Source organism: Achromobacter sp., assembly GCF_050285565.1.
Lineage (GTDB): Bacteria > Pseudomonadota > Gammaproteobacteria > Burkholderiales > Burkholderiaceae_B > Achromobacter.
Genome location: NZ_JBLZXG010000012.1, coordinates 92941 through 114593, shown reverse-complemented (window position 1 = coordinate 114593; position 21653 = coordinate 92941). Strand labels below are relative to the sequence as shown.

20 protein-coding genes are annotated in these 21653 nt (G+C 68.2%); 10 read left to right on the top strand and 10 right to left on the bottom strand.

The features are described 5' to 3' along the window. Positions 1-22: 22 nt before the first annotated feature. From boxB to ACN6O8_RS23195, 3 genes are all read right to left on the bottom strand, one after another. Positions 23-1450 (bottom strand): benzoyl-CoA 2,3-epoxidase subunit BoxB, encoded by a 1428-nt coding sequence (gene boxB / locus ACN6O8_RS23205; RefSeq protein ID WP_427993334.1) that lies wholly within the window; start codon positions 1448-1450, stop codon positions 23-25. Positions 1451-1572: 122 nt separating this feature from the next. Then, the gene (gene boxC / locus ACN6O8_RS23200) at positions 1573-3234 is read right to left on the bottom strand and encodes a 2,3-epoxybenzoyl-CoA dihydrolase (RefSeq protein WP_427993333.1); all 1662 of its coding nucleotides are present in this window, start codon (positions 3232-3234) and stop codon (positions 1573-1575) included. A 274-nt stretch (positions 3235-3508) separates the two neighbouring features. After that, positions 3509-4420, bottom strand: a complete 912-nt coding sequence (locus ACN6O8_RS23195) for a helix-turn-helix transcriptional regulator (protein ID WP_427993332.1) — start codon at positions 4418-4420, stop codon at positions 3509-3511. Between the two features lie 179 nt (positions 4421-4599). Here ACN6O8_RS23195 and ACN6O8_RS23190 point away from each other — a divergent pair, with 179 nt between their 5' ends. The 8 genes from ACN6O8_RS23190 to ACN6O8_RS23155 all read left to right on the top strand — a co-directional run bounded on the left by ACN6O8_RS23190 (position 4600) and on the right by ACN6O8_RS23155 (position 12238). Then, a complete protein-coding gene (locus tag ACN6O8_RS23190) occupies positions 4600-5070 on the top strand; it encodes a DUF4863 family protein (RefSeq protein WP_427993331.1) in 471 nt (156 codons plus the stop codon). 163 nt (positions 5071-5233) lie between these two features. Beyond that, entirely contained in the window at positions 5234-6793 is a 1560-nt protein-coding gene (locus ACN6O8_RS23185) for a benzoate-CoA ligase family protein (RefSeq protein ID WP_427993330.1), read from the top strand. Then, positions 6790-7635, top strand: a complete 846-nt coding sequence (locus tag ACN6O8_RS23180) for an alpha/beta fold hydrolase (RefSeq protein ID WP_427993329.1) — start codon at positions 6790-6792, stop codon at positions 7633-7635. The genes ACN6O8_RS23185 and ACN6O8_RS23180 overlap by 4 nt, the downstream gene beginning before the upstream one ends. A 19-nt stretch (positions 7636-7654) precedes the next feature. Next, positions 7655-8818, top strand: coding sequence for an ABC transporter substrate-binding protein (locus ACN6O8_RS23175; RefSeq protein WP_427993328.1), 1164 nt, complete (start codon positions 7655-7657; stop codon positions 8816-8818). A gap of 13 nt (positions 8819-8831) precedes the next feature. Then, a complete protein-coding gene (locus ACN6O8_RS23170) occupies positions 8832-9713 on the top strand; it encodes a branched-chain amino acid ABC transporter permease (RefSeq protein ID WP_427993327.1) in 882 nt (293 codons plus the stop codon). Positions 9714-9715: 2 nt separating this feature from the next. Beyond that, on the top strand, positions 9716-10774 hold the full coding sequence (locus ACN6O8_RS23165) for a branched-chain amino acid ABC transporter permease (protein ID WP_427993326.1): 1059 nt from the start codon (positions 9716-9718) through the stop codon (positions 10772-10774). After that, a complete protein-coding gene (locus ACN6O8_RS23160) occupies positions 10767-11540 on the top strand; it encodes an ABC transporter ATP-binding protein (RefSeq protein ID WP_427993325.1) in 774 nt (257 codons plus the stop codon). Before ACN6O8_RS23165 ends, ACN6O8_RS23160 begins: the two co-directional genes overlap by 8 nt. Further along, positions 11528-12238 (top strand): ABC transporter ATP-binding protein, encoded by a 711-nt coding sequence (locus ACN6O8_RS23155; protein WP_427993324.1) that lies wholly within the window; start codon positions 11528-11530, stop codon positions 12236-12238. The genes ACN6O8_RS23160 and ACN6O8_RS23155 overlap by 13 nt, the downstream gene beginning before the upstream one ends. A 40-nt stretch (positions 12239-12278) precedes the next feature. On the opposite strand, the gene ACN6O8_RS23150 is transcribed toward ACN6O8_RS23155, so the two are convergent. The 7 genes from ACN6O8_RS23150 to ACN6O8_RS23120 form a co-directional block, all read right to left on the bottom strand. Next, positions 12279-13835: an acetolactate synthase large subunit gene (locus ACN6O8_RS23150; protein WP_427993323.1), complete on the bottom strand. Its 1557-nt coding sequence runs from the start codon at positions 13833-13835 to the stop codon at positions 12279-12281. A gap of 176 nt (positions 13836-14011) precedes the next feature. Then, complete coding sequence (locus ACN6O8_RS23145) at positions 14012-14764, bottom strand: amino acid ABC transporter ATP-binding protein (RefSeq protein WP_427993401.1); 753 nt, start codon at positions 14762-14764, stop codon at positions 14012-14014. 4 nt (positions 14765-14768) lie between these two features. Then, a complete protein-coding gene (locus ACN6O8_RS23140) occupies positions 14769-15461 on the bottom strand; it encodes an amino acid ABC transporter permease (RefSeq protein WP_427993322.1) in 693 nt (230 codons plus the stop codon). Positions 15462-15491: 30 nt separating this feature from the next. Beyond that, a complete protein-coding gene (locus ACN6O8_RS23135; RefSeq protein WP_427993321.1) occupies positions 15492-16283 on the bottom strand; it encodes an ABC transporter substrate-binding protein in 792 nt (263 codons plus the stop codon). A 41-nt stretch (positions 16284-16324) separates the two neighbouring features. Further along, a complete protein-coding gene (locus tag ACN6O8_RS23130) occupies positions 16325-17233 on the bottom strand; it encodes an arginase family protein (RefSeq protein ID WP_427993400.1) in 909 nt (302 codons plus the stop codon). A 284-nt stretch (positions 17234-17517) separates the two neighbouring features. Continuing rightward, positions 17518-18378 carry an IclR family transcriptional regulator gene (locus ACN6O8_RS23125; RefSeq protein WP_427993320.1) on the bottom strand — a complete coding sequence of 287 codons (861 nt, stop codon included), beginning with the start codon at positions 18376-18378 and terminating at the stop codon, positions 17518-17520. Between the two features lie 149 nt (positions 18379-18527). After that, entirely contained in the window at positions 18528-19550 is a 1023-nt protein-coding gene (locus ACN6O8_RS23120) for an amino acid ABC transporter substrate-binding protein (protein ID WP_006385546.1), read from the bottom strand. A 355-nt stretch (positions 19551-19905) separates the two neighbouring features. On the opposite strand from ACN6O8_RS23120, the gene ACN6O8_RS23115 reads away from it, so the two are divergent. Both ACN6O8_RS23115 and ACN6O8_RS23110 read left to right on the top strand, forming a co-directional pair. Next, the gene (locus ACN6O8_RS23115) at positions 19906-20922 is read left to right on the top strand and encodes a Bug family tripartite tricarboxylate transporter substrate binding protein (RefSeq protein ID WP_427993319.1); all 1017 of its coding nucleotides are present in this window, start codon (positions 19906-19908) and stop codon (positions 20920-20922) included. 47 nt (positions 20923-20969) lie between these two features. Continuing rightward, positions 20970-21650: a 3-oxoacid CoA-transferase subunit A gene (locus tag ACN6O8_RS23110; protein ID WP_427993318.1), complete on the top strand. Its 681-nt coding sequence runs from the start codon at positions 20970-20972 to the stop codon at positions 21648-21650. Positions 21651-21653: the final 3 nt, after the last annotated feature.

Here is a 21653-nt window from a genome sequence, read left to right as displayed (position 1 = left end):
GCCGGGCGCCGCCGCCCCGGCCTTAGTTGAAACGAACGTACTCGAAGTTCACGGGCTGGCGGTTGATGCCCATGACAGGCGGCGCGATCCAGTTGGCGAACTTGCCGGGCTCGGTCACGCGGCCCATCAGCGCAGCGACGAACGCGCGGTCCTCAGGGGTGGGCAGCCATTGGTGGCGATGCGCCTGCCATTGCGCTTCGGACAGGATCTCGCCCTCGGGCGACATGCGGATGCCGGCCAGCGTGCCGATCTGGCGGTTGAAAGCCTTATGCGGCACCTGCAGGCGGAAAGCGATGCCGCTCTTCTCGATCACCTTGTTCCAGCGGCCGATGCCGGCCACCGAATCGCGGATGAAGTCGTCGCGCAGCACTTCATTCAGCGCGTTCAGCATCGGCACTTCGATTTCGCGCAGTTTGCCGTGGTCGACCGACAGCACGCGGTAGGTGTCGTTCTTGAGCTGGTGGTCGTCGTTGCGCTTGCTCTCTTCGTAGCGCCCCTTCAGGCCCGAGCCGTAGAAGATCGCGGCATTGGACGACTGGTCGGCGCCGAACAGATCGATGGTGACGCTGTAGTGGAAGTTCAGGTAGCGCTGGATCGTCGGCAGGTCGATCACGCCGGCGGCGCGCACGGCGGCCGGGTCGTCGGTTTTGAGCTGGTTCATCACTTCGCAGGTGCGCTGGATCACGCGCGAAATGCCGGATTCGCCCACGAACATGTGATGCGCCTCTTCGGTCAGCATGAACTTGGTGGTGCGGGCCAGCGGATCGAAGCTGGATTCGGCCAGCGCGCACAACTGGAACTTGCCGTCGCGGTCGGTGAAGTAGGTGAACATGTAGAACGCCAGCCAGTCGGGCGTCTTCTCGTTGAAGGCGCCGAGGATGCGCGGGTTGTCGGAATCTCCGGAGGTGCGTTGCAGCAGCGCGTCGGCCTCTTCGCGGCCGTCGCGGCCGAAGTAGCGGTGCAGCAGGTAGACCATGGCCCACAGGTGGCGGCCTTCCTCGACGTTGATCTGGAACAGGTTGCGCAGGTCGTACTGCGACGGCGCGGTCAGGCCCAGATGACGCTGCTGCTCGATCGAGGCCGGCTCGGTGTCGCCCTGCGTGACAATGATGCGGCGCAGGTTGGCGCGGTGTTCGCCCGGCACGTCCTGCCATACGTCGCGGCCCATGTTTTCGCCGAAGTGGATCTTGCGCTGGCTGTCCTGCGGCGCCAGGAAAATGCCCCAGCGGTAGTCGGGCATGCGCACGTGGTTGAAGTGGGCCCAGCCATCGGGTTCCACACTGACGGCGGTGCGCAGGTAGACATCGAAGCCGTGCGAGCCGTCCGGGCCCATGTCCTGCCACCATTGCAGGTAGTTGGGCTGCCAGTGCTCCAGCGCGCGCTGCAGCGTGCGGTCGCCGGACAGGTTGACGTTGTTGGGAATTCTGTCGCTGTAGTTGATGCCTGACATTGTCTCTGCTCCTGGATGGAAGGCCGCGTCGTGGCGGCGTCGGGTACGTGGGGCGCCGGCCGCGCTGCGGTGGCCGGCGCCGTGTGGTGCGGGACTTGCGGCGCGCGGACGTGCGCCGCCGCTCAGACGCGGTTCCAGTCGAACGCCGCCTGTTCGCCTTTGCCGTACAGCTTGAGCGCGCCCTTCTCGCCGGCCGCGTTGGGGCGGTTGAAGATCCAGTTCTGCCAGGCGGTCAGGCGGCCGAAGATGCGCGTTTCCATGGTTTCACGGCCGCCGAAGCGCAGGTTGGCCTCCAGGCCGGTGAGCGCGTCGGGCGACAGCGCGCGGCGCTCTTCCAACATCAAGCGCACTTCATCGTCCCAGTCGATACTGTCGGGCGCGTAGGTCACCAGCCCCAGTTCCAGCGCCTCGCGGGCGGCCAGTGGCTGGCCGGCGCGGGCCCGCACCGCTTCCAAGGGCGCCGTTTCCTCGTGGAAGCGGCGTTGCAGGCGGCTCTGGCCGTTGACCATCGGGTAGGCGCCGAAGTTGGTGTCACCCAGGATCAGATGCGCCGCGTCGCCCTCTTCGCCCTCGTTGTCCAGCATGTAGCTGCGATCGGCCGCCAACGCCAGTTCCAACAGCGTGCCGGCAAAGCACGAGCCCGGCTCGACCAGCGCGAACAGGCTGCGCGAAGTCACGTCCAGGCGCGCCAGCGTGCGGCGCAGCAGGCCGGCGGTTTCGCGCACGAACCAGTGATCGGCGTGGCGTTGCAACGCGGCATCGGCCGCCAGCACCGCCTGCGCGTCGCCCTCGGTCTTGAAGATCCAGGTGCCGATGTCCAGTTCATTGGTGCGCAGCGACAGGATGGCGTCGTCCAGTTCGCGCGCCATCTGCAACGGCCACCAGGCCGCGCCAGCGGCCAGGATGTCGGCCAGTTCGGATTCGACCGGGCCTTGCGGCGCGCGCACCGTCCAGGTGGCCTGGCGCTTGGCGCGATCGAGCCGCACGTCGACGTAGCGGTAGGCCAAGGCATCGGCGCTTTCCGCGCGCGCCAGCGGCGTCAGGTTCACCCCCGCCTCGCCGGCCGGACGGTCGCTGCCGGCGGCCAGCGCCAACGCGCGCTCGCGCACCGCGGCCTCGAACTGCGCCGGCTTGATCACGTCGTCGACCAGGCGCCAGTCCTTGGCGCGCTGGCCGCGCACGCCTTCGACCAGGGTGCAGAAGATGTCGGCGTGGTCGTGACGCACGCGGCGCTTGTCGGTGACGCGGGTCAGGCCGCCGGTGCCGGGCAGCACGCCCAGCAGCGGCACCTCCGGCAAGGCGACCGAGGACGAGCGATCATCGATCAGCAGGATTTCGTCGCAGGCCAGGGCCAGCTCGTAGCCGCCGCCGGCGCAGGCGCCGTTGAGCGCGGCGATGAACTTCAGGCCGCTGTGACGGCTGGAGTCCTCGATGCCGTTGCGGGTTTCGTTGGTGAACTTGCAGAAGTTGACCTTCCAGGCGTGCGAGGACAGGCCCAACATGAAGATGTTGGCGCCCGAACAGAAGATGCGGTCTTTCATGCTGGTGACAACCACGCTGCGCACCTCGGGGTGCTCGAAGCGGACGCGCTGCAGCGCGTCGTGCAGCTCGATGTCCACGCCCAGGTCGTAGGAATTGAGCTTGAGCTTGTAGCCGGGGCGCAGGCCGCCGTCCTCGGCCACGTCCATCGCCAGCGTGGCGACCGGGCCATCGAACGACAAGCGCCAATGACGGTACTGGGTGGGATCGGTTCGAAAGTCGACCTTGCTGGCGGTGCTGCTCATCGCTTGTCTCCTGGCGCCCTGGCGGGATAGGAAAAATACTGCAGGACATGAATTATTATGCAGATTAGTGCAGGCGAGAAGCCGCGTCAAGCAAAAGATGCATAAAAGTGCAGATCAAGGAAGGCCGGCCGCGTCCAACAATGCCGCCGCGGCCAGCGGCACGCGCCGCTGGCGCAAAGAAATGGCCACCCCAGAAATGGCCACCCCAGAAATGGCCGCCCCAGGAATGGCCACCCCAAAGGGCGGCCCCGGTGTCCGCCGGAAGAGGCGTGCGTTACAACGGCAGTCCACAAGCCTTGCGTACCTGCGCGCGCAGGCCGGCAAAGCTTTCCTGCACGTCCAGGTGGCTGGTGACCCAGGTCAGGTCGGCCTTGGCGTAGAACGCCTCGCGCCCGGCCAGGATGCGCTTCAGGTCCGCCATCGCCTCGTTATTGCCGGACATGGGCCGGAAATCGCCCTGCGCCATCACCCGGCCCATGTGCTCCTCGGGCGTGGCGCGCAGCCACACCGTGTAGCAGTGGGCCAGCAGCAGGTTGAGCGTGGCGGGCTCGGACACCAGGCCGCCCGGCGTGGCCAGCACCATTTCCGGGTAGATCTGCACCGCTTCTTCGAGCGCGCGGCGCTCGTAGCGGCGGTAGGCGTTGGGGCCATAGAGATTGTGGATTTCCAGGATGCTGCACCCGGCCACGCGCTCGATCTCGCGGTTCAGTTCGACGAACGGATAGCCCAGATCATCGGCCAGCATCTGGCCGAGGGTGGACTTGCCGGCGCCGCGCAGGCCGATCAGCGCGACGCGCTGGGTGCGGTTGGGCCGCTGGGCGCCGGCGCCCACGCCGAACAGTTGAATCAGCGCCTCGCGGGCGCGTTGCAGGTCGGATTCGGTGCGGCCGCTGAGCAGCTCGCGGATCAGCAACCAGTCGGGCGATTCCGTGGTGACGTCGCCAACCAGTTCGGCCAGCGCGCAGTTGAAGGCCTTGGCGATCTGCAACAGGACCAGGATCGAGGCATTGCCCACGCCGTGCTCAAGATTGGCCAGGTGCCGCTCGGACACGCCCGTCACCTGCGACAGCCCCTTGCGCGTCATGCCGCGGATGGCCCGCAGGCGGCGCACCCGCTCGCCCAATGCCACCAGGAAAGCTTCCCGCCTGGGTTCGGTTGGCGCCGCGTCTTCTAGCGCTTGGTTCATGGTGTGGCTGACTCCGCAAAAACCCTGATAACACCCGATTTATGCACTATAGTGCTTGACCCACATCAATGGAAGCACTATTTTTCCTTCAACAGCTTCAACAAGGCGTCAGGTGCGGCAAAACAGCACTGGATTGCATCCGCTCGCTGAAGCGCCGACAGTGTATAGGAGGAGACGGGGTGAGCACGCCAGAACGATTCCACGCGCTGATGCGCCAGGTGACCGGCCTGATGGCCGGGCAGGCGCTGGACGGCGCCCTGCAGCAACGCCTGAACCAGGAGGCCGGCCCCGGCAGCGCACTGTACGACGACATCTTCGCCACCTGTCGGCAGGGCGTGGCAGAGGGCTGGATGTGCGACCGCGAAGGCGGCGGCATCCGCTACGGGCGCGTCATCAAGCCGGCCGACGACCTGGCGGGCTGCTCGGTCGATGTGGTCGACATGGACGACCTGGCCGGCCCGCATCACGCCCATCCCAATGGCGAGATCGACATGATCATGCCGTTGACCGCCGGCGCCCGCTTTGACGGCCACGGCGCCGGCTGGCTGGTCTACGGCCCCGGCAGCGCCCACCGCCCCACCGTGACTCAGGGACGCGCGCTGGTGCTGTACCTGCTGCCGGGCGGCGCCATCGAGTTCACCCGGTCATGAAGCCGCGCCCGCATCCCCGCCGCAGCCGCACCGCGCGCGGCCGGCCCGCCGCCGGCGCGGGCTGACCCACGCCGCACGCCTTGCCGCCGGTCACGACAAGCCGCCAGACGCTTGCGGACCGCCGCAACGGCCGCCCCGCCCGCCAGGACACCAGGAGACAACCGTGAATGCCTGCCCCGCCGAACTGAATTTCGCCAGCCACCTGGCCGCCTTGAATGCGGCGCGCGCCGCCAAGCCGGCCTACATCGACGACACCGGCCAGATCACCTACGGCCAACTGGCCGAGCGCGTGGCCCGCATGGCGGGGGCCCTGCGCCAGTTGGGCCTGCGGCGCGAGGAACGCATCCTGCTGCTGATGCAGGACACGGCCGACTGGCCGGTGGTGTTCCTGGGCGCGCTGCATGCCGGCGTGGTGCCAGTGGCCATCAACACGCTGCTGACGCCGGACGACTACGCCTACATCCTCAACCACAGCCGGGTGCGGGCGGCTTTCGTGTCGGGCGTCCTGCTGCCGACGCTGCAAGCGGCGCTGACGCAGGCGCCTGGCGAGGTTGAACACCTGGTGGTGTCGCGGCCCACGGCGGCCCTGCCGGACGGCGCGCATGCCTTCGAGGCGCTGCTGGCCGCCGCCCCGCTGGCCCCTGCGGCGCGCACGCTGTCCGATGAGATCGCCTTCTGGCTGTATTCCTCCGGTTCCACCGGCAAACCCAAGGGCGTGGTCCACACCCACGGCAACCTGTGGCACACCGCCGAGCTGTACGCCAAGCCGATCCTGGGGATCCGCGAGGACGACGTGGCGTTTTCGGCCGCCAAGCTGTTCTTCGCCTACGGCCTGGGCAATGGACTGACCTTTCCGCTGTCGGTCGGCGCAACCGTCGTGCTGATGGCCGAGCGGCCCACGCCGCAAGCCGTGTTCCAGCGCCTGGTGCGGCACCGGCCGACCGTGTTCTACGGTGTGCCGACCCTGTACGCCAGCATGCTGGCCGCGCCAGATCTGCCGTCGCGCGAACAGGTGGCGATGCGCGTCTGCACCTCGGCCGGCGAAGCGCTGCCGCGCGACATCGGCGAACGCTTCCAGCGCCATTTCGGCTGTGACATCCTGGACGGCATCGGCTCGACCGAGATGCTGCACATCTTCCTGTCGAACCGCGCCGGCCAGTTGCGCTATGGCACCACCGGCAAGCCGGTGCCCGGCTACGAGGTGCAATTACGCGACGACAACGGGGCGCCGGTCGCGCCCGGCGCCATCGGCGACCTCTACATCAAGGGCCCCAGCGCCGCGCTGATGTACTGGAACAACCGCGACAAGACGCGCCAGTGTTTCCTGGGTGACTGGCTCAAGAGCGGCGACAAATACCTTTGCGATGCCGACGGTTACTACACCTACGCGGGCCGCAGCGACGACATGATCAAGGTCAGCGGCCAATATGTGTCGCCGGTCGAGGTCGAGAACGTGCTGGTGCAGCACGAGGCGGTGCTGGAGGCCGCGGTGATCGGCGTGCCCGATCACGACGGGCTGGTCAAGACCAAGGCCTATGTGGTGCTGCGGCCCGGCTACGTGCCGGACGCGGACACGGGCGCCGACCTGCAACGCTACGTCAAGCAGCACCTGGCACCCTTCAAGTACCCGCGCCAGATCGACTTCACCGACGAACTGCCCAAGACCGCCACGGGCAAGATCCAGCGCTTCCGGCTGCGGCAGTTGGAACAGGTCACGCCATGAGCGCCCTGCCGCTTCCCGCATCCGGCGCCAGCGCCGGCCTGCGCGCGCTCGGCCGTCCCCTGCGGCTGGAATACCAGTGGATCGCGGCATCGCGCCCGGATGCGCCGCTGCTGGTGTTCCTGCACGAAGGGCTGGGCTCGGTGTCGATGTGGAAGGATTGGCCACGGCAGGCCTGTGCGGCCGCCGGCTGCCGCGGCCTGGTCTATTCGCGCTACGGCTATGGCCGCTCCACGCCGCTGGCCGCGGGCGAAAAACGGCCGGTCGACTTCATGCACCGCGAGGCCGCCGAGGTGCTGCCGGCGCTGTTCGCCGCGCTCGGCATCGACGCGACCCGCGACCGTCCCATCCTGTTCGGCCACAGCGACGGCGGCTCTATCGCCCTGCTTCATGCCGCGATGCATCCCGCCGCGGTGGCGGGCGTGGTGGTGGCCGCGCCGCACATCCTGGTCGAGGATCGCACCGTGGCGCATATCGAACAGGCGCGCCAGGCCTACCGCGACACCGACCTGCGCGCGCGGCTGGCGCGCCATCACGACGACGTCGATTCGGCCTTCCGTGGCTGGAACGATATCTGGCTCGATCCCGCCTTCCGGCGCTGGAGCATCGAAGCATACCTGCCGCGCATCGCCTGCCCGGTCCTGGCGATGCAGGGCGTGGACGATGAATACGGCACGCTCGAACAGATCCGCGGCATCCGCCGCGCCGCGCCGCAAACGCAACTGCTGGAGATTCCCGACTGCCGCCATTCGCCGCACAAGGACCAGCCCGCCACCGTTATCCAGGCCATCGCCGGCTTCGTCGGCGCGCTGGATCAACCCGGCCGCCCCAGTGGCAGCCCATGACAAGCACGGAGACTCCACCATGACCCACGCCCTGACCCGGGCCGCGCTAGGCGCGGCGCTGATGCTGGCCGCAAGCGGCGGCGCGCTGGCCGCCGACAAGCTCAAAGTCGGCTTCATGCTGCCCTACAGCGGCACCTACGCCGCACTGGGCAACGCCATCGAGAACGGTTTCAAGCTCTATGTGGCCGAACAGGGCGGCAAGCTCGGCGGGCGCGAGATCGAATACTTCAAGGTCGACGACGAATCCAATCCGTCCAAGGCCGCCGAGAACGCCAACCGCCTGATCAAGCGTGACCAGGTCGACGTGCTGATCGGCACCGTGCACTCGGGCGTGGCGATGGCGCTGGCCAAGGCCGCCAAGGACGCCGACACCACGCTCATCGTGACCAACGCCGGCGCCAACGCCATCACCGGCCCGCTGTGCGGCCCCGGCATCTTCCGCACCTCGTTCACCAACTGGCAGCCGGCCTACGCCATGGGCCCGGTGGCCAAGGCACGCGGCCACAAGACGGCGGTCACCATCACCTGGAAGTACGCGGCCGGCGACGAGGCCATCGGCGGTTTCAAGGAAGGTTTCGAGCAGGCCGGCGGCAAGGTGGTCAAGGAACTGAGCCTGCCCTTTCCCAATGTCGAATTCCAGTCGCTGCTGACCGAGATCGCCGCGCTCAAGCCCGACATGGTGTTCACCTTCTTCGCCGGCGGCGGCGCGGTGAAATTCGTGCAGGACTATCACGCCGCCGGCCTGGACAAGACCATTGCGCTGTACGGCTCGGGCTTTCTCACAGACGGCACGCTGCAGGCGCAGGGCGCCTCGGCGCAGGGGCTGCTGACCACGCTGCACTACGCCGACGGCCTGAACACGCCGCGCGACAACGCCTTCCGCGCCGACTACGGCAAGGCCTACAACATGCAGCCGGACGTCTACGCGGTGCAGGGCTACGACGCGGCCCAACTGATGCAGTCGGGGCTGGCGGCGGTCAAGGGCGACTTCGGCAACAAGGCGGCGTTCCGCGAAGCCATGCGCGGCGCCACGGTCGACAGCCCGCGCGGCGCGTTCACGCTGTCCAAGGCCGGCAACCCGGTGCAGGACATCTACCTGCGCCGCGTCGACGGCCTGGAGAACAAGGTGGTCGAGGTCGCCGTGCGCAAGCTGGCCGACCCCGCGCGCGGCTGCAAGCTCTAGGAACGGCGGCCCCATGGACCTCGGCATCCTGCTCATCCAGAGCCTGAACGCCTTCCAGTACGGCCTGCTGCTGTTCCTGGTGGCCAGCGGGCTCACGCTGATCTTCGGCATCATGGGGATCATCAACCTGGCGCACGGCAGCTTCTACATGATCGGCGCCTACATGGCGTTCGCGCTCGGGCCGGCGGTGGACCGCTGGCTGGGCGGCGGCTTCATCGCCACGCTGGCGGTGTGCGTGCTGGCCGCCGCCGCGCTCGGCTACCTGCTGGAGGCGGCGTTCTTCAGCTACCTGTATCGCCGCAACCACCTGCAGCAGGTGCTGATGACCTACGGCCTGATCCTGGTGTTCGAGGAACTGCGCGGCATCCTGGTCGGCAACGATGTCCACGGCGTGCCGCTGCCGTCCTGGCTGCAGGGCAGCATCGCGCTGGGCGAGGTGATGACCTACCCGGTGTACCGGCTGTTCATCTCGGCGGTGGGCATCGCGGTGGCGCTGCTGCTGTACTGGGTCATCGCGCGCACGCGGCTGGGCATGATGCTGCGCGCCGGCGCCAGCAACCGCGAGATGACCGGCTCGCTGGGCATCGACATCAACAAGCTGTACCGGCTGGTGTTCGCCGCCGGCGTGGCGCTGGCGGCGCTGGCCGGCAGCATCGCCGCGCCGGTGTCGTCGGTGTATCCGGGCATGGGCAACGGCGTGCTGATCATCTGTTTCGTGGTGGTGGTGATCGGCGGCATCGGTTCGATCCGCGGCGCGTTCCTGGCGGCGATGCTGGTGGGCGTGGTCGAGACCTTCGGTCAGGTGCTGTTCCCGGCCGCCGCCGGCGTGCTGGTGTACGTGCTGATGGCCGCGATTCTGCTGTGCAAGCCCGAAGGGCTGTTCAAACAGGGCTGACCATGAATGTGAATCGACTCCTGCCTGTCGCGACCCTGCTGGCGCTGGCCGCCTTCGCCTGGAGCGGCAGCGACTACTACACCGGCCTGGCCGTGAAGATCATGATCTACGCGGTGTTCGCGCTCAGCCTGCAATTGCTGGTGGGCGGCGCGGGGCTGGTCAGCCTGGGCCATGCGGCGTTCTTCGGCATCGGCGCCTACGTCGCCGCGCTGCTGTCGCCGCAGTCGGAGGCGGCCAGCCTGTGGCTGCTTCTGCCGGCGGCGCTGCTGGCCGCGGCCGCCTACGCCGCCCTGACCGGCGCGCTGGCGCTGCGCACGCGCGGCGTGTACTTCATCATGGTGACGCTGGCCTTCGCGCAGATGGCCTATTACGTGTTCCACGACACCAAGGTCGGCGGCGGCAGCGACGGCATCTACCTGTACTTCCGGCCGCAAGCCTATATCGCCGGCTGGCTGCCGTTCGACCTGGATCAGGGCCACGCTTATTACTTCTTCGTGCTGGCCTGCCTGGCGCTGACCTGGGGTTTCCTGGCGCTGCTGCGGCGCTCGCCGTTCGGCGCGGCGCTGGCCGGCATCCGCGGCAACGAACAGCGCATGCGGGCGGCAGGCTATTCGACCTATCCGTACAAGCTGGCGGCGTATGTGATCGGCGCCGCGCTGGCGGGCCTGGCCGGCTTGCTGTTCGCGCTCAAGGACGGCTTCGTCACGCCCGAGCTGCTGGCCTGGGAACAGTCGGGGCTGGTGCTGCTGATGGTGATCCTGGGCGGCATGGGCAGCCTGGGCGGCGCGGTGCTGGGCACGGCAACGCTGGTGCTGCTGCAGGAGCTGTTCCAGTCGCAGGCGCTGTTCGGCGACTACGCGCGCCATTGGCACCTGCCGCTGGGCCTGGCCATCATCGCGCTGGTGGCGCTGCTGCCGGACGGACTGGCCGGCCTGCCGGCGCAGTGGCGCCGGTGCCGCGCGCGCCAGGCCCCCAGCACGGCGGCTGTCTCGCCCCCACCGGCCGCCTCGGCCGCCGCCAAGCCCCTGCCGCTGCCGATTCAAGGAGAGCCCCATGCCTGATTCCCTGCTGGCCGCCAACGCGGTCACCCGGCGCTTTGGCGGCCTGACTGCCGTCAACGGCGTGTCGCTGGCGCTGCGGCGCGGCGAAGTGCATGCCGTCATCGGCACCAATGGCGCGGGCAAGTCGACCCTGATCAACATCCTGTCCGGCGAACTCGCGCCCAGCAGCGGCCAGGTGTCGCTGGGCGGGCGCGACATCACCGCCTGGGGCCAGCCCGAACGCGCCCGCGCCGGCCTGGGCCGCAGCTACCAGCGTTCGACCCTGTTCCCGGAACTGAGCGTGTTCGAGAACTGCCGCCTCGCCGCGCAGGCGCGGCGCCAGCGCTTCTGGCATTGGTGGCGGCCGGCCTCGGCCTGCGCGGCCAGCGCCGGGCTGGCCGCGCAGGCGCTCGAACGCACCGGCCTGACGGCCGACGCCGCTCGGTTGGCTGGCCTGCTGCCGCATGGCCGCAAGCGCCAGTTGGAGATCGCCATGTGCCTGGCCGGCGAACCGCAGGTGTTGCTGCTGGACGAGCCGCTGGCCGGCATGGGCCCGGAGGAAACCGACCGCATCCTGGCGCTGCTGCAATCGCTCAAGGCCAACCACGCCATCCTGCTGGTCGAGCACGACATGGACGCGGTGTTCCGCATCGCCGACACCATCACGGTGATGGTCAACGGCAGCAGCATCGCCAGCGGCGACCCGGCGCGGATCCGCGCCAACGCCGAGGTGCGCACCGCCTACCTGGGCGAAGACCTGGACGGAGAGCACGCATGGGCGCACTGATCGAGGCCGACGGCCTGCATGTGTATTACGGCGCCAGCCACGTGCTGCGCGGCGTCGGCCTGCGCATCGCCGCAGGTGAATCGGTGGGGCTGGTGGGCCGCAACGGCATGGGCAAGACCACCCTGATCCGCAGCCTGGTCGGGCAGCTGCGCAGCGCCCAGGGCCGCGTGGCGGTGCGTGGCGCCGATTGCACCCGCGCCCGGCCGCACGCCATCGCGCGGATGGGCGTGGCCTACGTGCCCGAGGGCCGCGGCATCTTTCCCAACCTGAGCGTGCGCGAGAACCTGCTGGTGGCGGCGCGCGCCGGCGAACGGGGGCGGCGCGACTGGACCTATGCGCGGGTGCTGGAGACCTTCCCGCGCCTGACGGAACGGCTGGGCCATGGCGGCCAGCAGTTGTCAGGCGGCGAACAGCAGATGCTGGCGATCGGCCGGGCGTTGATGACCAACCCCGACCTGCTGATCCTGGACGAAGCCACCGAGGGCCTGGCGCCGCTGATCGTGGCCGAGATCTGGAAGATCATCCGGCGGATCCGCGCCACCGGCATGTCGACGCTGATCGTCGACCGCAACTACCGCGCGGTGCTGGCGCACACCGACCGCTGCCTGGTGATGGAAAAGGGATTGATCGTGCAAGACGGCGACAGCGCAGCGCTGGCCGCCCGGCCCGAACAACTGACGCGCTACCTGGGCGTCTGAACGCCCCGCGCCGGACCCTGCCGGCGCGGGGCGGGTGGCATCAGATCAGCGCTTCGATCAGGAACGGGCCGCGGCGCTTCAGGCCGTCCTGCAGGGCGCGGGCGAAGCCCTCGACCGTATCGACGCTGACCGCCTCCACGCCCATGCCGCGCGCCAGGTGGGTCCAGTCCAGATAGGGCTCTTCCAGATCGAGCATGCGGCGCGCGTTGCGGCCCGGTTCCTGCACGCCCACGTTCTTCATTTCGCCGTGCAGCGTGGCGTAGGAGCGGTTGGCCAGGATCACCGTCAGGCAGTCCAGGTTTTCGCGCGCCTGCGTCCACAGCGCCTGCAGCGTGTACATGCCGCTGCCGTCGGCCTGCAAGGTGATGACCTTGCGCTCCGGGCAGGCCACCGCCGCGCCGGCCGCCAGCGGCAGGCCGATGCCGATGGCGCCGCCGGTCAGCATCAGCCAGTCGTGCGGCGCGCTGCTGGCGCTGTAGATGGGGAATTCGCGGCCCTGGGTGATGGACTCGTCGCAGACGATGGCGTTCTCGGGCAGGTGATGCGCCACCAGGATGTTGACGGCGGCGCCGGTCAGCTTGCCGCTGGCCGGCACCTCGTAGGCCGGCGCCGGCGCGGCCAGGCGCGGCGCGTCGGCGGCGATGCCGAGTTCGTCGGCCAGCCATTCCAGCGCATGCGCCAGGTCCTGCTCGACGGTGGCCAGCACGACCTTCTCGCAATCCTCGGGCGCCAGCAGGCTGGGCTTGCCGGGATAGGCGAAAAAGCCCACCGGCGCCTTGGCGCCGACCAGCACCAGGTGGCGCACGTCCTTGAGCTTGGCCACGGCCAGGTCGATCGGATAAGGCAGCCGATCCACTGGCGTGCGGTCGCCGCCGCGCTCGACGCGGCGGTTCGAGGTCTCGGACAGCAGCCGCACGCCGGTGGCGCGGGCGATGCGGCCGGCGGCCTTGAGCGCGCGCTCGCGCAGCGCCGTGCTGCCCAACAGCAGCGTGGTGACCTCGCCGGAACGGATCGCCTTGGCGGCGGCGCGCACCGCCTCGATGCTGGTGTGCGGCACGGCCTCGTCGGCCACCTTGGCCACCGCGGTGCCGGCCGGCAGTTCGGTCCAGGCGGCGTTGGCCGGCAGGATCAGGGTGGCGATGTTGCCCGGATGGCGGCGCGCCACGGCGATGGCCTCGGCGGCGTCGGCCGACATCGATTCGGCCGACATGCCGCGCTTGACCCAGTGCGACATAGGCCGCGCCACGCCTTCGACGTCGCTGGTGAGCGGCGCGTCGTACTGCACGTGATAGGTGGCGTGATCGCCGACGATGTTGACCATCGGTGTGCGCGCGCGCTTGGCGTTGTGCAGATTGGCCAGGCCGTTGCCCAGGCCCGGGCCCAGGTGCAGCAGCGTGGCGGCCGGCTTGTCGGCCATGCGCGCGTAGCCGTCGGCGGCGCCCGTCACCACCCCTTCGAACAGGCCCAGCACGCAGCGCATCTTCGGTTTGCGATCCAGCGCCGCGACGAAGTGCATCTCGGACGTGCCCGGGTTGGCAAAGCACACATCCACCTCATTGGCCAGAAGGGTATCGCAAAGACTATCAGCGCCGTTCATCGTGTTTCCCTGGTTGTTTTTTACATAGGCTCGGGCCGGCGGCGGCGCGCCGGCCCGATTTGGCATGATAGGTAGCGTAGCGCAAACCCGGTAGAGCCATTTGCGCCGGCCGGCATGGAACCATTCGATAGGTTCCGGCAACCGGAATTCCGGCCCCGGCGCCATCGGAGCCGGGCCTACGCCAGGATCTGCCCGAGAAAGGCCTGCGCGCGTTCCGAGCGCGGCGCCCGGAAGAAGTTGTCGGGCGTGTCGGTCTCGACGATCGCGCCCTGGTCCATGAACACCACCCGGTCGCCGACCTCGCGCGCAAACCCCATTTCGTGGGTCACGCAGACCATGGTCATGCCGTCGCGCGCCAGCGCCACCATGGTATCCAGCACTTCCTTGACCATCTCCGGATCGAGCGCCGAGGTGGGCTCGTCGAACAGCATGATCTTCGGCTGCATGCACAGCGCGCGGGCGATCGCCACGCGCTGCTTCTGGCCGCCGGACAACTGCCCCGGATACTTGGCGGCGTGCTGCGGGATCTTGACGCGTTCCAGGTACTGCATGGCGCGGCTTTCGGCTTGCGCCGGCGCCACGCCCTTGACCAGCATCGGCGCCAGCGTGCAGTTCTCCAGCACCGTCAGGTGCGGGAACAGGTTGAAGTGCTGGAACACCATGCCGACCTCGGCGCGGATGCGCTCGATATTGCCGACATCGTCATTCAACTCGATGCCGTCGACCACGATGGTGCCCTGCTGGTGTTCTTCCAGCCGGTTCAGCAGGCGGATGGTGGTGGACTTGCCCGAGCCGGACGGGCCGCACAGGATCAGCTTTTCACCGGGCCGCACCTCCAGGTCCAGCCCGTCCAGCACCTTGAAGTCGCCATACCATTTGGACACGCCCCGCATCGTGATGATGGGCGCCGCGCAGTTCAGTCCGTCCATCGCCTCAGGCCTTTGAAATGTCATGGTTGTCGCCGGCGCCGCTCCAGTAGCCCGGCACGGTCAGGCGCTTTTCCGAGCGGCGGAACAGGTAGGCCAGCACGCTGCACAGCGCGAAATAGATGACGCCCACCATGGTGTAGACCGTCAGCGCCTGGAAGGTGGCGCCCGCCAGCATCTCGCCGGCGCGCATCAGTTCGTAGACGCTGATCACCGCCACCAGCGAGGTCTCCTTGACCAGCACCAGCGCGTAGTTGCCGAGCGCAGGGAAGATGGTGCGCAGCGCCTGCGGCAGCACGATGCGCTGCAGCCGCTGCGCGCGCCGCAGACCCAGCGCGCGCGCCGCCTCGTACTGGCCCGCGTCCACCGACTGGATGCCGCTGCGGAACAGCTCGGCCAGGTAGGCGCCGAAGTTCAGCGTCAGTCCCAGCACGCCGGCCACGAAGCCGTTGATCACCACGCCCAGCTCCGGCAGGCCGTAGTAGATGTAGAACAATTGCAGCAGCAGCGGCGTGCCGCGAATGACGTCGATGTAGACGCGCGCGGCGCGGCTCACCAGCGGCCGCCGTGACAGGCGGCACAGGCACACGACCAGGCCCAGCGCCACCGCCAGGAAGGCCGAACAGAAGAACAGCGCCAGGGTCCAGAGCGTGCCCTCGGCCAGGGGACTCAGGTACATGCGCAACGTAGCGAGATCCAATTCGGGCTCCTTGTCGATACCGCAACGGGCTTACTTGCTGAGCAGGTCGGACACGCCCCACTTCTGCCCGATCGCGGCGAGTTCGCCGTTGCGCTTCATCTCGGCCAGCGCGGCGTTGACGGCCTCCAGCAGCGCCGTGTTGCCCTTCTGCACCGCCATGCCCACCTGCCACTTGCGCTGCGGCTGGTAGCCGGTATCCAGCATCACGCCGGGGATGTTCTTGGTCTTGATCTGGTAGATGATGCTGGGCGGATCGACAATGCCCAGGTCGATGCGGCCGGCGCGCACGTCGGCCAGCAGCGTGGAATAGTCCTGGTAGGTGGACACCTTGGTGCCCGGCATGTCCTTGATCATGTTGAACTGCACCGAGTCCACCAGCACGCCGACCTTCTGGCCCTGCATGTCCTCGAACCTGGCGTAGCGGCGCTTGGCCTTGTCGCTGACCACGATGCCTTCGCCCCATTCGTACACGGGCGCCGAGAAGTCGATGGCGCGAGCCCGTTCCTCGGTGATGAACAGCGGCGCCGACATCAGGTCGGCGCGGCCCGAGGTCAGCGTCGGGATCAGGCCCGAGAACGGCACGTCGGCCAGCTTGTCGCTGGCGCCCAGGTGCTTGGCGACCGCCGCCGCCACGTCGACCATGATGCCTTCGAGCCGGTTCGACTGCGGGTTCTTGAAGCCGTGCGGCGGCGCCGACGCGGTGGTGACCACGTTCAGGGTCTTGTCGGCGCGCACCTCGTCGAGCGTGCGCGCCATGCTGGCGCCGGCCTGGGCCAGCAGCGCGGCCGAAGCCAGGCCGAGCAGGATGGATTTGAGTTTCATGCAATTCCCCTTGTATGAAATGGATGCCGCAATGCGCCGGTTCAGTCCGGGCGTCCTTGCGGGTACTGCCGTACCGCCACCGCCGCCAGCGCGCAGAATTCCTGCATGACAGTGGCCGCCAGGAACGCCGTGGCGCCCTGCACGTCCTGCGGCGGCGACACGGTGTTCACGTCGAAAGCCACGAAGTTCAGGCCCGCCAACTGGCGCAACAGGCCCAGCCCTTCCTTGGGCGACAGGCCGCCCCACTCCGGCGTGCAGACGCCCGGCGCGCAGGAGGGATCGAAGATGTCCATGTCGAAGCACAGGTACACCGGCCGCTGGCCGATGCGCTGTTTGATGTCGTCGAGCGCGCCCTTCTGGTCTTCATCGAACTCGTCGAAGGGGACGATGGTGTAGCCGACCTCGCGGCCGAACTCGATCACGCCCGGCATGAACGAGCTGCCGCGCGTGCCCACATGGAAACTGCGCCGCACGTCCAGCAGGCCCTCTTCGGCGGCGCGGGTGAAGGTGGTGGCGGTGTTGTAGCCCGGAATTGGATAGGTGTCGGTGTGCGAATCGAAATGCAGCACCACGAAATCCGGATGGCGCCGCGCCACGGCGCGCAGTTGCGGCAGCGTCACGGCGCCGTCGCCGCCCATCGAGATCGGGATCGCGCCGGCGTCCAGGATGGCGCCGATGCCGGCCTCGATCAGCGGGTACGACGCCTCGGGGTCGCCCGGATGGCAGGCCACGTTGCCGACGTCGATGGCGCGCAGGAACTCCGGCGGGTTGTCGATGCCCTGGCGACGGAAGATGTCCACCGGCCGCAGCAGCCGCGACTGTTCGCGGATGGCGTCCGGCCCCTGGCGCGAGCCGACCCGGAACGGATGGGTGCCGCAATCGAATGGAATCCCCACCACGCAGGCGCGGGCGGCGCCGGTTCCGGCCGGGCGGGACGGCGGCAGGCCCATGAATCCGGGCACGGGATGAAAGCGGACTTCAGCGGACGGCGGCACGGCGCGGCTCCAGGTCGACGACCTGGCGGCAAAGCGGCAGGTCGAATATTTAGATTCGATCAAATCGCATAGCGATACGATCGTGTCAGAAATAGCTTAACGCGCAGAAAGATAGCGCGCCAATTAGGGTGTTCCCCTGAATTGCGCATCAAATATCCGACAGAATCAGTATGGATTTAGCGCGTGCCGGCACCTATCCAGTGCGGCCGGCGCGCCGGCAACGGCGGCCGTTTGCCGTGTCAGGCGCTGTCGTCGGCCAAGGGCGCGGCGCGCAAAGCGCCGCCGGGCGGTTCGAGTTCGTAGAAGGGATGCGAGCGCCCCAGGGTGCGCGACGCGCTGATGGCGTGCGCGGTCTCCACCACCTGCGGCCCGAACACGGCCTGCGCCTGCTCGAACGACCAGCGGCTCGACGGCACCGAGACATTGACCGCGCCCAGCGGCGTGCCGCCCGCATCCAGCACGGCCGCGCTGACGGTGATGTCGCCCGGATAGAACTCGCCGTTCGAGCGCGCAAAGCCGTGCCGCCGCGCGAAATCGACTTCGGCCAGCAGGGCATCCAGGTCGGTGAGGGTGGCGGCGGTATAGGCCTTGCGCTCACCGCGTTCCAGCAGGTCGCGCGCCACCTGCGGGTCCAGCCGCGCCAGCACCGCGCGCCCGGCCGCGGTGCAGTACAGCGGCAACCGCATGCCGACCGGCATGTTGACGAACATTTCCTTGTGGGTGGCAAAGCGCGCCACGTAGACCATGTCCAGCCCGTCGGGCTCGGCCAGGCTGCAAGTCTCCTGGCAATTGCGGTTGAGCGTATGCAGGAACGGGTTGCCGCCCAGCACCAGCGGACTGGTCTGCACGTACTTCATGCCCAGTTCCAGCGACCACGGGCCCAGCGAGAATTTCTTGCTGGCCGGGTCCTTGCGCAGATAGCCCAGCGTCCACAGGGTGTGCGTGAAACGCTGCACCGAACTCTTGCTCAGGCCGGTGGCCTCGGCCAGTTCCGGCAGCGTCATCGCCGGCCGGCCTTCGCTGAAGGCCCGCAGCACGGAAACGCCGCGCGCCAGCGCGGCGATGAACAACGGGGAATCCTCGGGTCGGGTCTGCGTCATTGCGCGGGATGCGTCCGGTGGAAAAGCGCATAGCGTACCGCATAACGCTTCGGTCATATCGCATGACGATCCCATCGCGTGGCGCCCGCCGCCAAACAAAACGGCCCGCGCAAAGCGGGCCGTTGGCGTTGGTGCTCAGGTCACCGCGCTCAGCGGATCGGCCACGGGTACATGGCGCCGCCCTTGCTCCACAGCGCGTTGGTGCCGCGTTGCAGGCCCAGCTTGCTGTCCTTGCCGACGTTGCGCTCGAACACTTCGCTGTAGTTGCCCACGGCCTTGATGGCGTTGTAGGCCCACTTCTCGTCCAGGCCCATGTTCTTGCCGGCGCCCGGCGTCACGCCCAGGATGCGCGAGATGTTGGGGTTGTTGCTCTTGAGCATTTCGTCCACGTTCTTCTGCGTGATGCCGTATTCCTCGGCTTCCAGCAACGCGAACAGCGTCCAGCGCACGATGCCCAGCCAGTTCTCGTCGCCCTGGCGCACCATGGGGCCGAGCGGCTCCTTGGAGAAGCGTTCGGGCAGGATCTCGTAGTCGTCCGGCTTGGCGACCTGGGTGGCGCGCACGGCGGCCAGTTGCGAGGCGTCGTCGGTGAAGGCGTCGCAACGGCCCGATTCGAAGGCGCGCACGACCTCGGTGACCTTGTCGATCACGACCGGCTTGAATTCAATGTTGTTGGCGCGGAACCAGTCGGCCAGGTTCAGCTCGGTGGTGGTGCCCGGTTGCACGCAGACGGTGGCGCCGTTCAGTTCCTTGGCGCTTTTCACGCCCAGCTTCTTGTTCACCAGAATGCCCTGGCCGTCGTAGAAGCTGGCCGCCACGGCCGACAGGCCCAGCGAGGTATCGCGCGTCTGCGTCAGGGTGACGGTGCGCAGCAGCACGTCGACTTCGCCCGATTGCAGCGCGGTGAAGCGTTGCTGGGTCGACAGCGCGGTGCCTTTGAACTTGGTCGGGTCGCCGAACACGGCGGCGGCGACGGCGCGGCAGATGTCCACGTCCATGCCTTCCCATTCGCCCTTGCTATTGGTGGCCGAGAAGCCCGAAACGCCGTCGGTCAGGCCGCACTGCACGTAACCCTTCTTCTTGACCGCATCCAGCGTGGGGCCGGCCACCGCCGCCTGGGATGCGCACGCCAGGGCAAGCGCGCCGGCAGCAAACGAAATCAACCGCTTCATTATTGCTTCTCCTGAATTAGATGCCCGCGCCGGCCTGTAGGCCCGCGGCGGCTGAAACCAAGCCCATGCTTTGCGGGCCGGCCGCCAGATTACGCCATGTCCACGGTGTGAACAACGCGCGCGGGCCTAGTGGAAACCCGAGTAGCAAGCGGTTCGAGACATGCACGCAAAGTCCGGTGATCGAACTTTATCGATGGGCCTTTGGCACGGCAGGCGCGGCCCTGCGTGCCATACTTTTTTTGCGCCCTGTCCCTGGACGGCGCACTCACCGACTCACGGAAAAAACCGGCCGCGCCACAACAAAAACCGCGGGACGCATGCCGGAAATCGACCGATTCATGGAGGAGACAAATCCATGGCACTCGCAAGGCAACCGCAGCTTCGCAGCCGCGCGGCAAGGTATCGCCGCCACGCCCTCAAGACCCTGTTGTGCGCCGCCCTGGCCGCCGCCGGCCTGGCCGCCGGCCCCGCCCACGCGGACGACTGGCCCAGCAAACCCATCAAGATCATCGTGCCCTACACGCCGGGCGGCTCCACCGACATCGTCACCCGCATCGTGATGGAAAAGCTCGGCCCGCGCCTGAAGCAGACCATCATCGTCGAGAACCGCCCCGGCGCCAACAGCAGCGTGGGCGCGGCGATCGCCGCCAAGGCCGACCCGGACGGCTATACCTTCCTGTCGATCCTGCCGGCCTACATCATCAACTTCCACCTCTACAAGCTGGGCTACAAGCCCGAGGATCTGACGCCGGTGGCGCAGATGGCCGACCTGCCGCTGTTCCTGTTCGTGGCGCAGGACCTGCCCGTCAACAGCGTGGCCGAGCTGGTGGAATACGCCCGCAAACATCCCGACAAGCTCACCTACGCCTCCAGCGGCAACGGTTCCAGCGCCCACCTGACCGGCGCCGATTTCGCGCTGCGCAACCAGATCACCATGACGCACGTGGCCTACAAGGGCAGCGCGCCGATCCTGACCGACCTGCTGGGCGGCCGGGTGTCGATGGTGTTCGACCCGATCCTGGTGCCGATGCAGTACGTCAAGCAGAACCGCCTGAAGGCGCTCGGCTTCACCGGCAAGCAGCGCTGGCCGACCGAGCCATCGATACCCACCATGGAAGAGGCCGGCATGCCGGGCTTCGTCACCGGCTCCTGGGCCGGCCTGATGGCGCCGGCCAACACGCCCAGGCCGATCATCGAACGCATGGCGCGCGAGATCAGCGAGATCGTGCAGGAGCCGGACGTGCGCCAGAAATTCCTGGACGCGGGTTTCCTGCCGGCCAGCGGCACCTGCGCGCAGTTCGCCGAACTGATGCAGCAGGACGCGGCGCGCTACGCCGGGATCATCAAGCAGGCCCGCATCACCGTGGATTGAGCCACACGGGGCGCGCCGCCCGCGCGCCCTCCTCGGAAGCAACAACCATGATCGACAAGTTCATCGACACTGCCGCGGCCGCCGTGGCCGACATTCACGACGGCGCCACGGTGCTGGTCAGCGGCTTCGGCGGCGCCGGCATGCCCACCGAACTGCTGCACGCCCTGATCGAGCAGGGCGCGCGCGACCTCACCGTGGTCAGCAACAACGCCGGCAACCACGAAACCGGCCTGGCGGCTTTGATCAAGGCCGGCCGCGTGCGCAAGGTGATCTGCTCGTTTCCCAAGGCCTCGCATTCGTGGGTCTTCGACGATCTGTACCGGCGCGGCGCCATCGAACTGGAATGCGTGCCGCAGGGCACCATCGCCGAACGGCTGCGCGCCGCCGGCGCCGGCCTGGGCGGCTTCTTCACCCCCACCGCCTATGGCACCGACCTGGCCGCCGGCAAGGAAACCCGCATCATCGACGGCCGTGGCCATGTCTTCGAGACGCCGCTGCGCGGCGACTTCGCGCTGGTCAAGGCCGACCAGGCCGACCGCTGGGGCAATCTCACCTACCGCAAGAGCGCGCGCAACTTCGGCCCCATCATGTGCATGGCCGCGACAACCACCATCGTGCAGGTGCGCGCCAAGGCGGCGCTGGGCGAACTGTCGCCGGAAGCCGTGGTGACGCCGGGCATCTTCGTGCAGCGTGTCACGCAGGTGGAACACTCCGCGTTTTCGAGCTGAAGG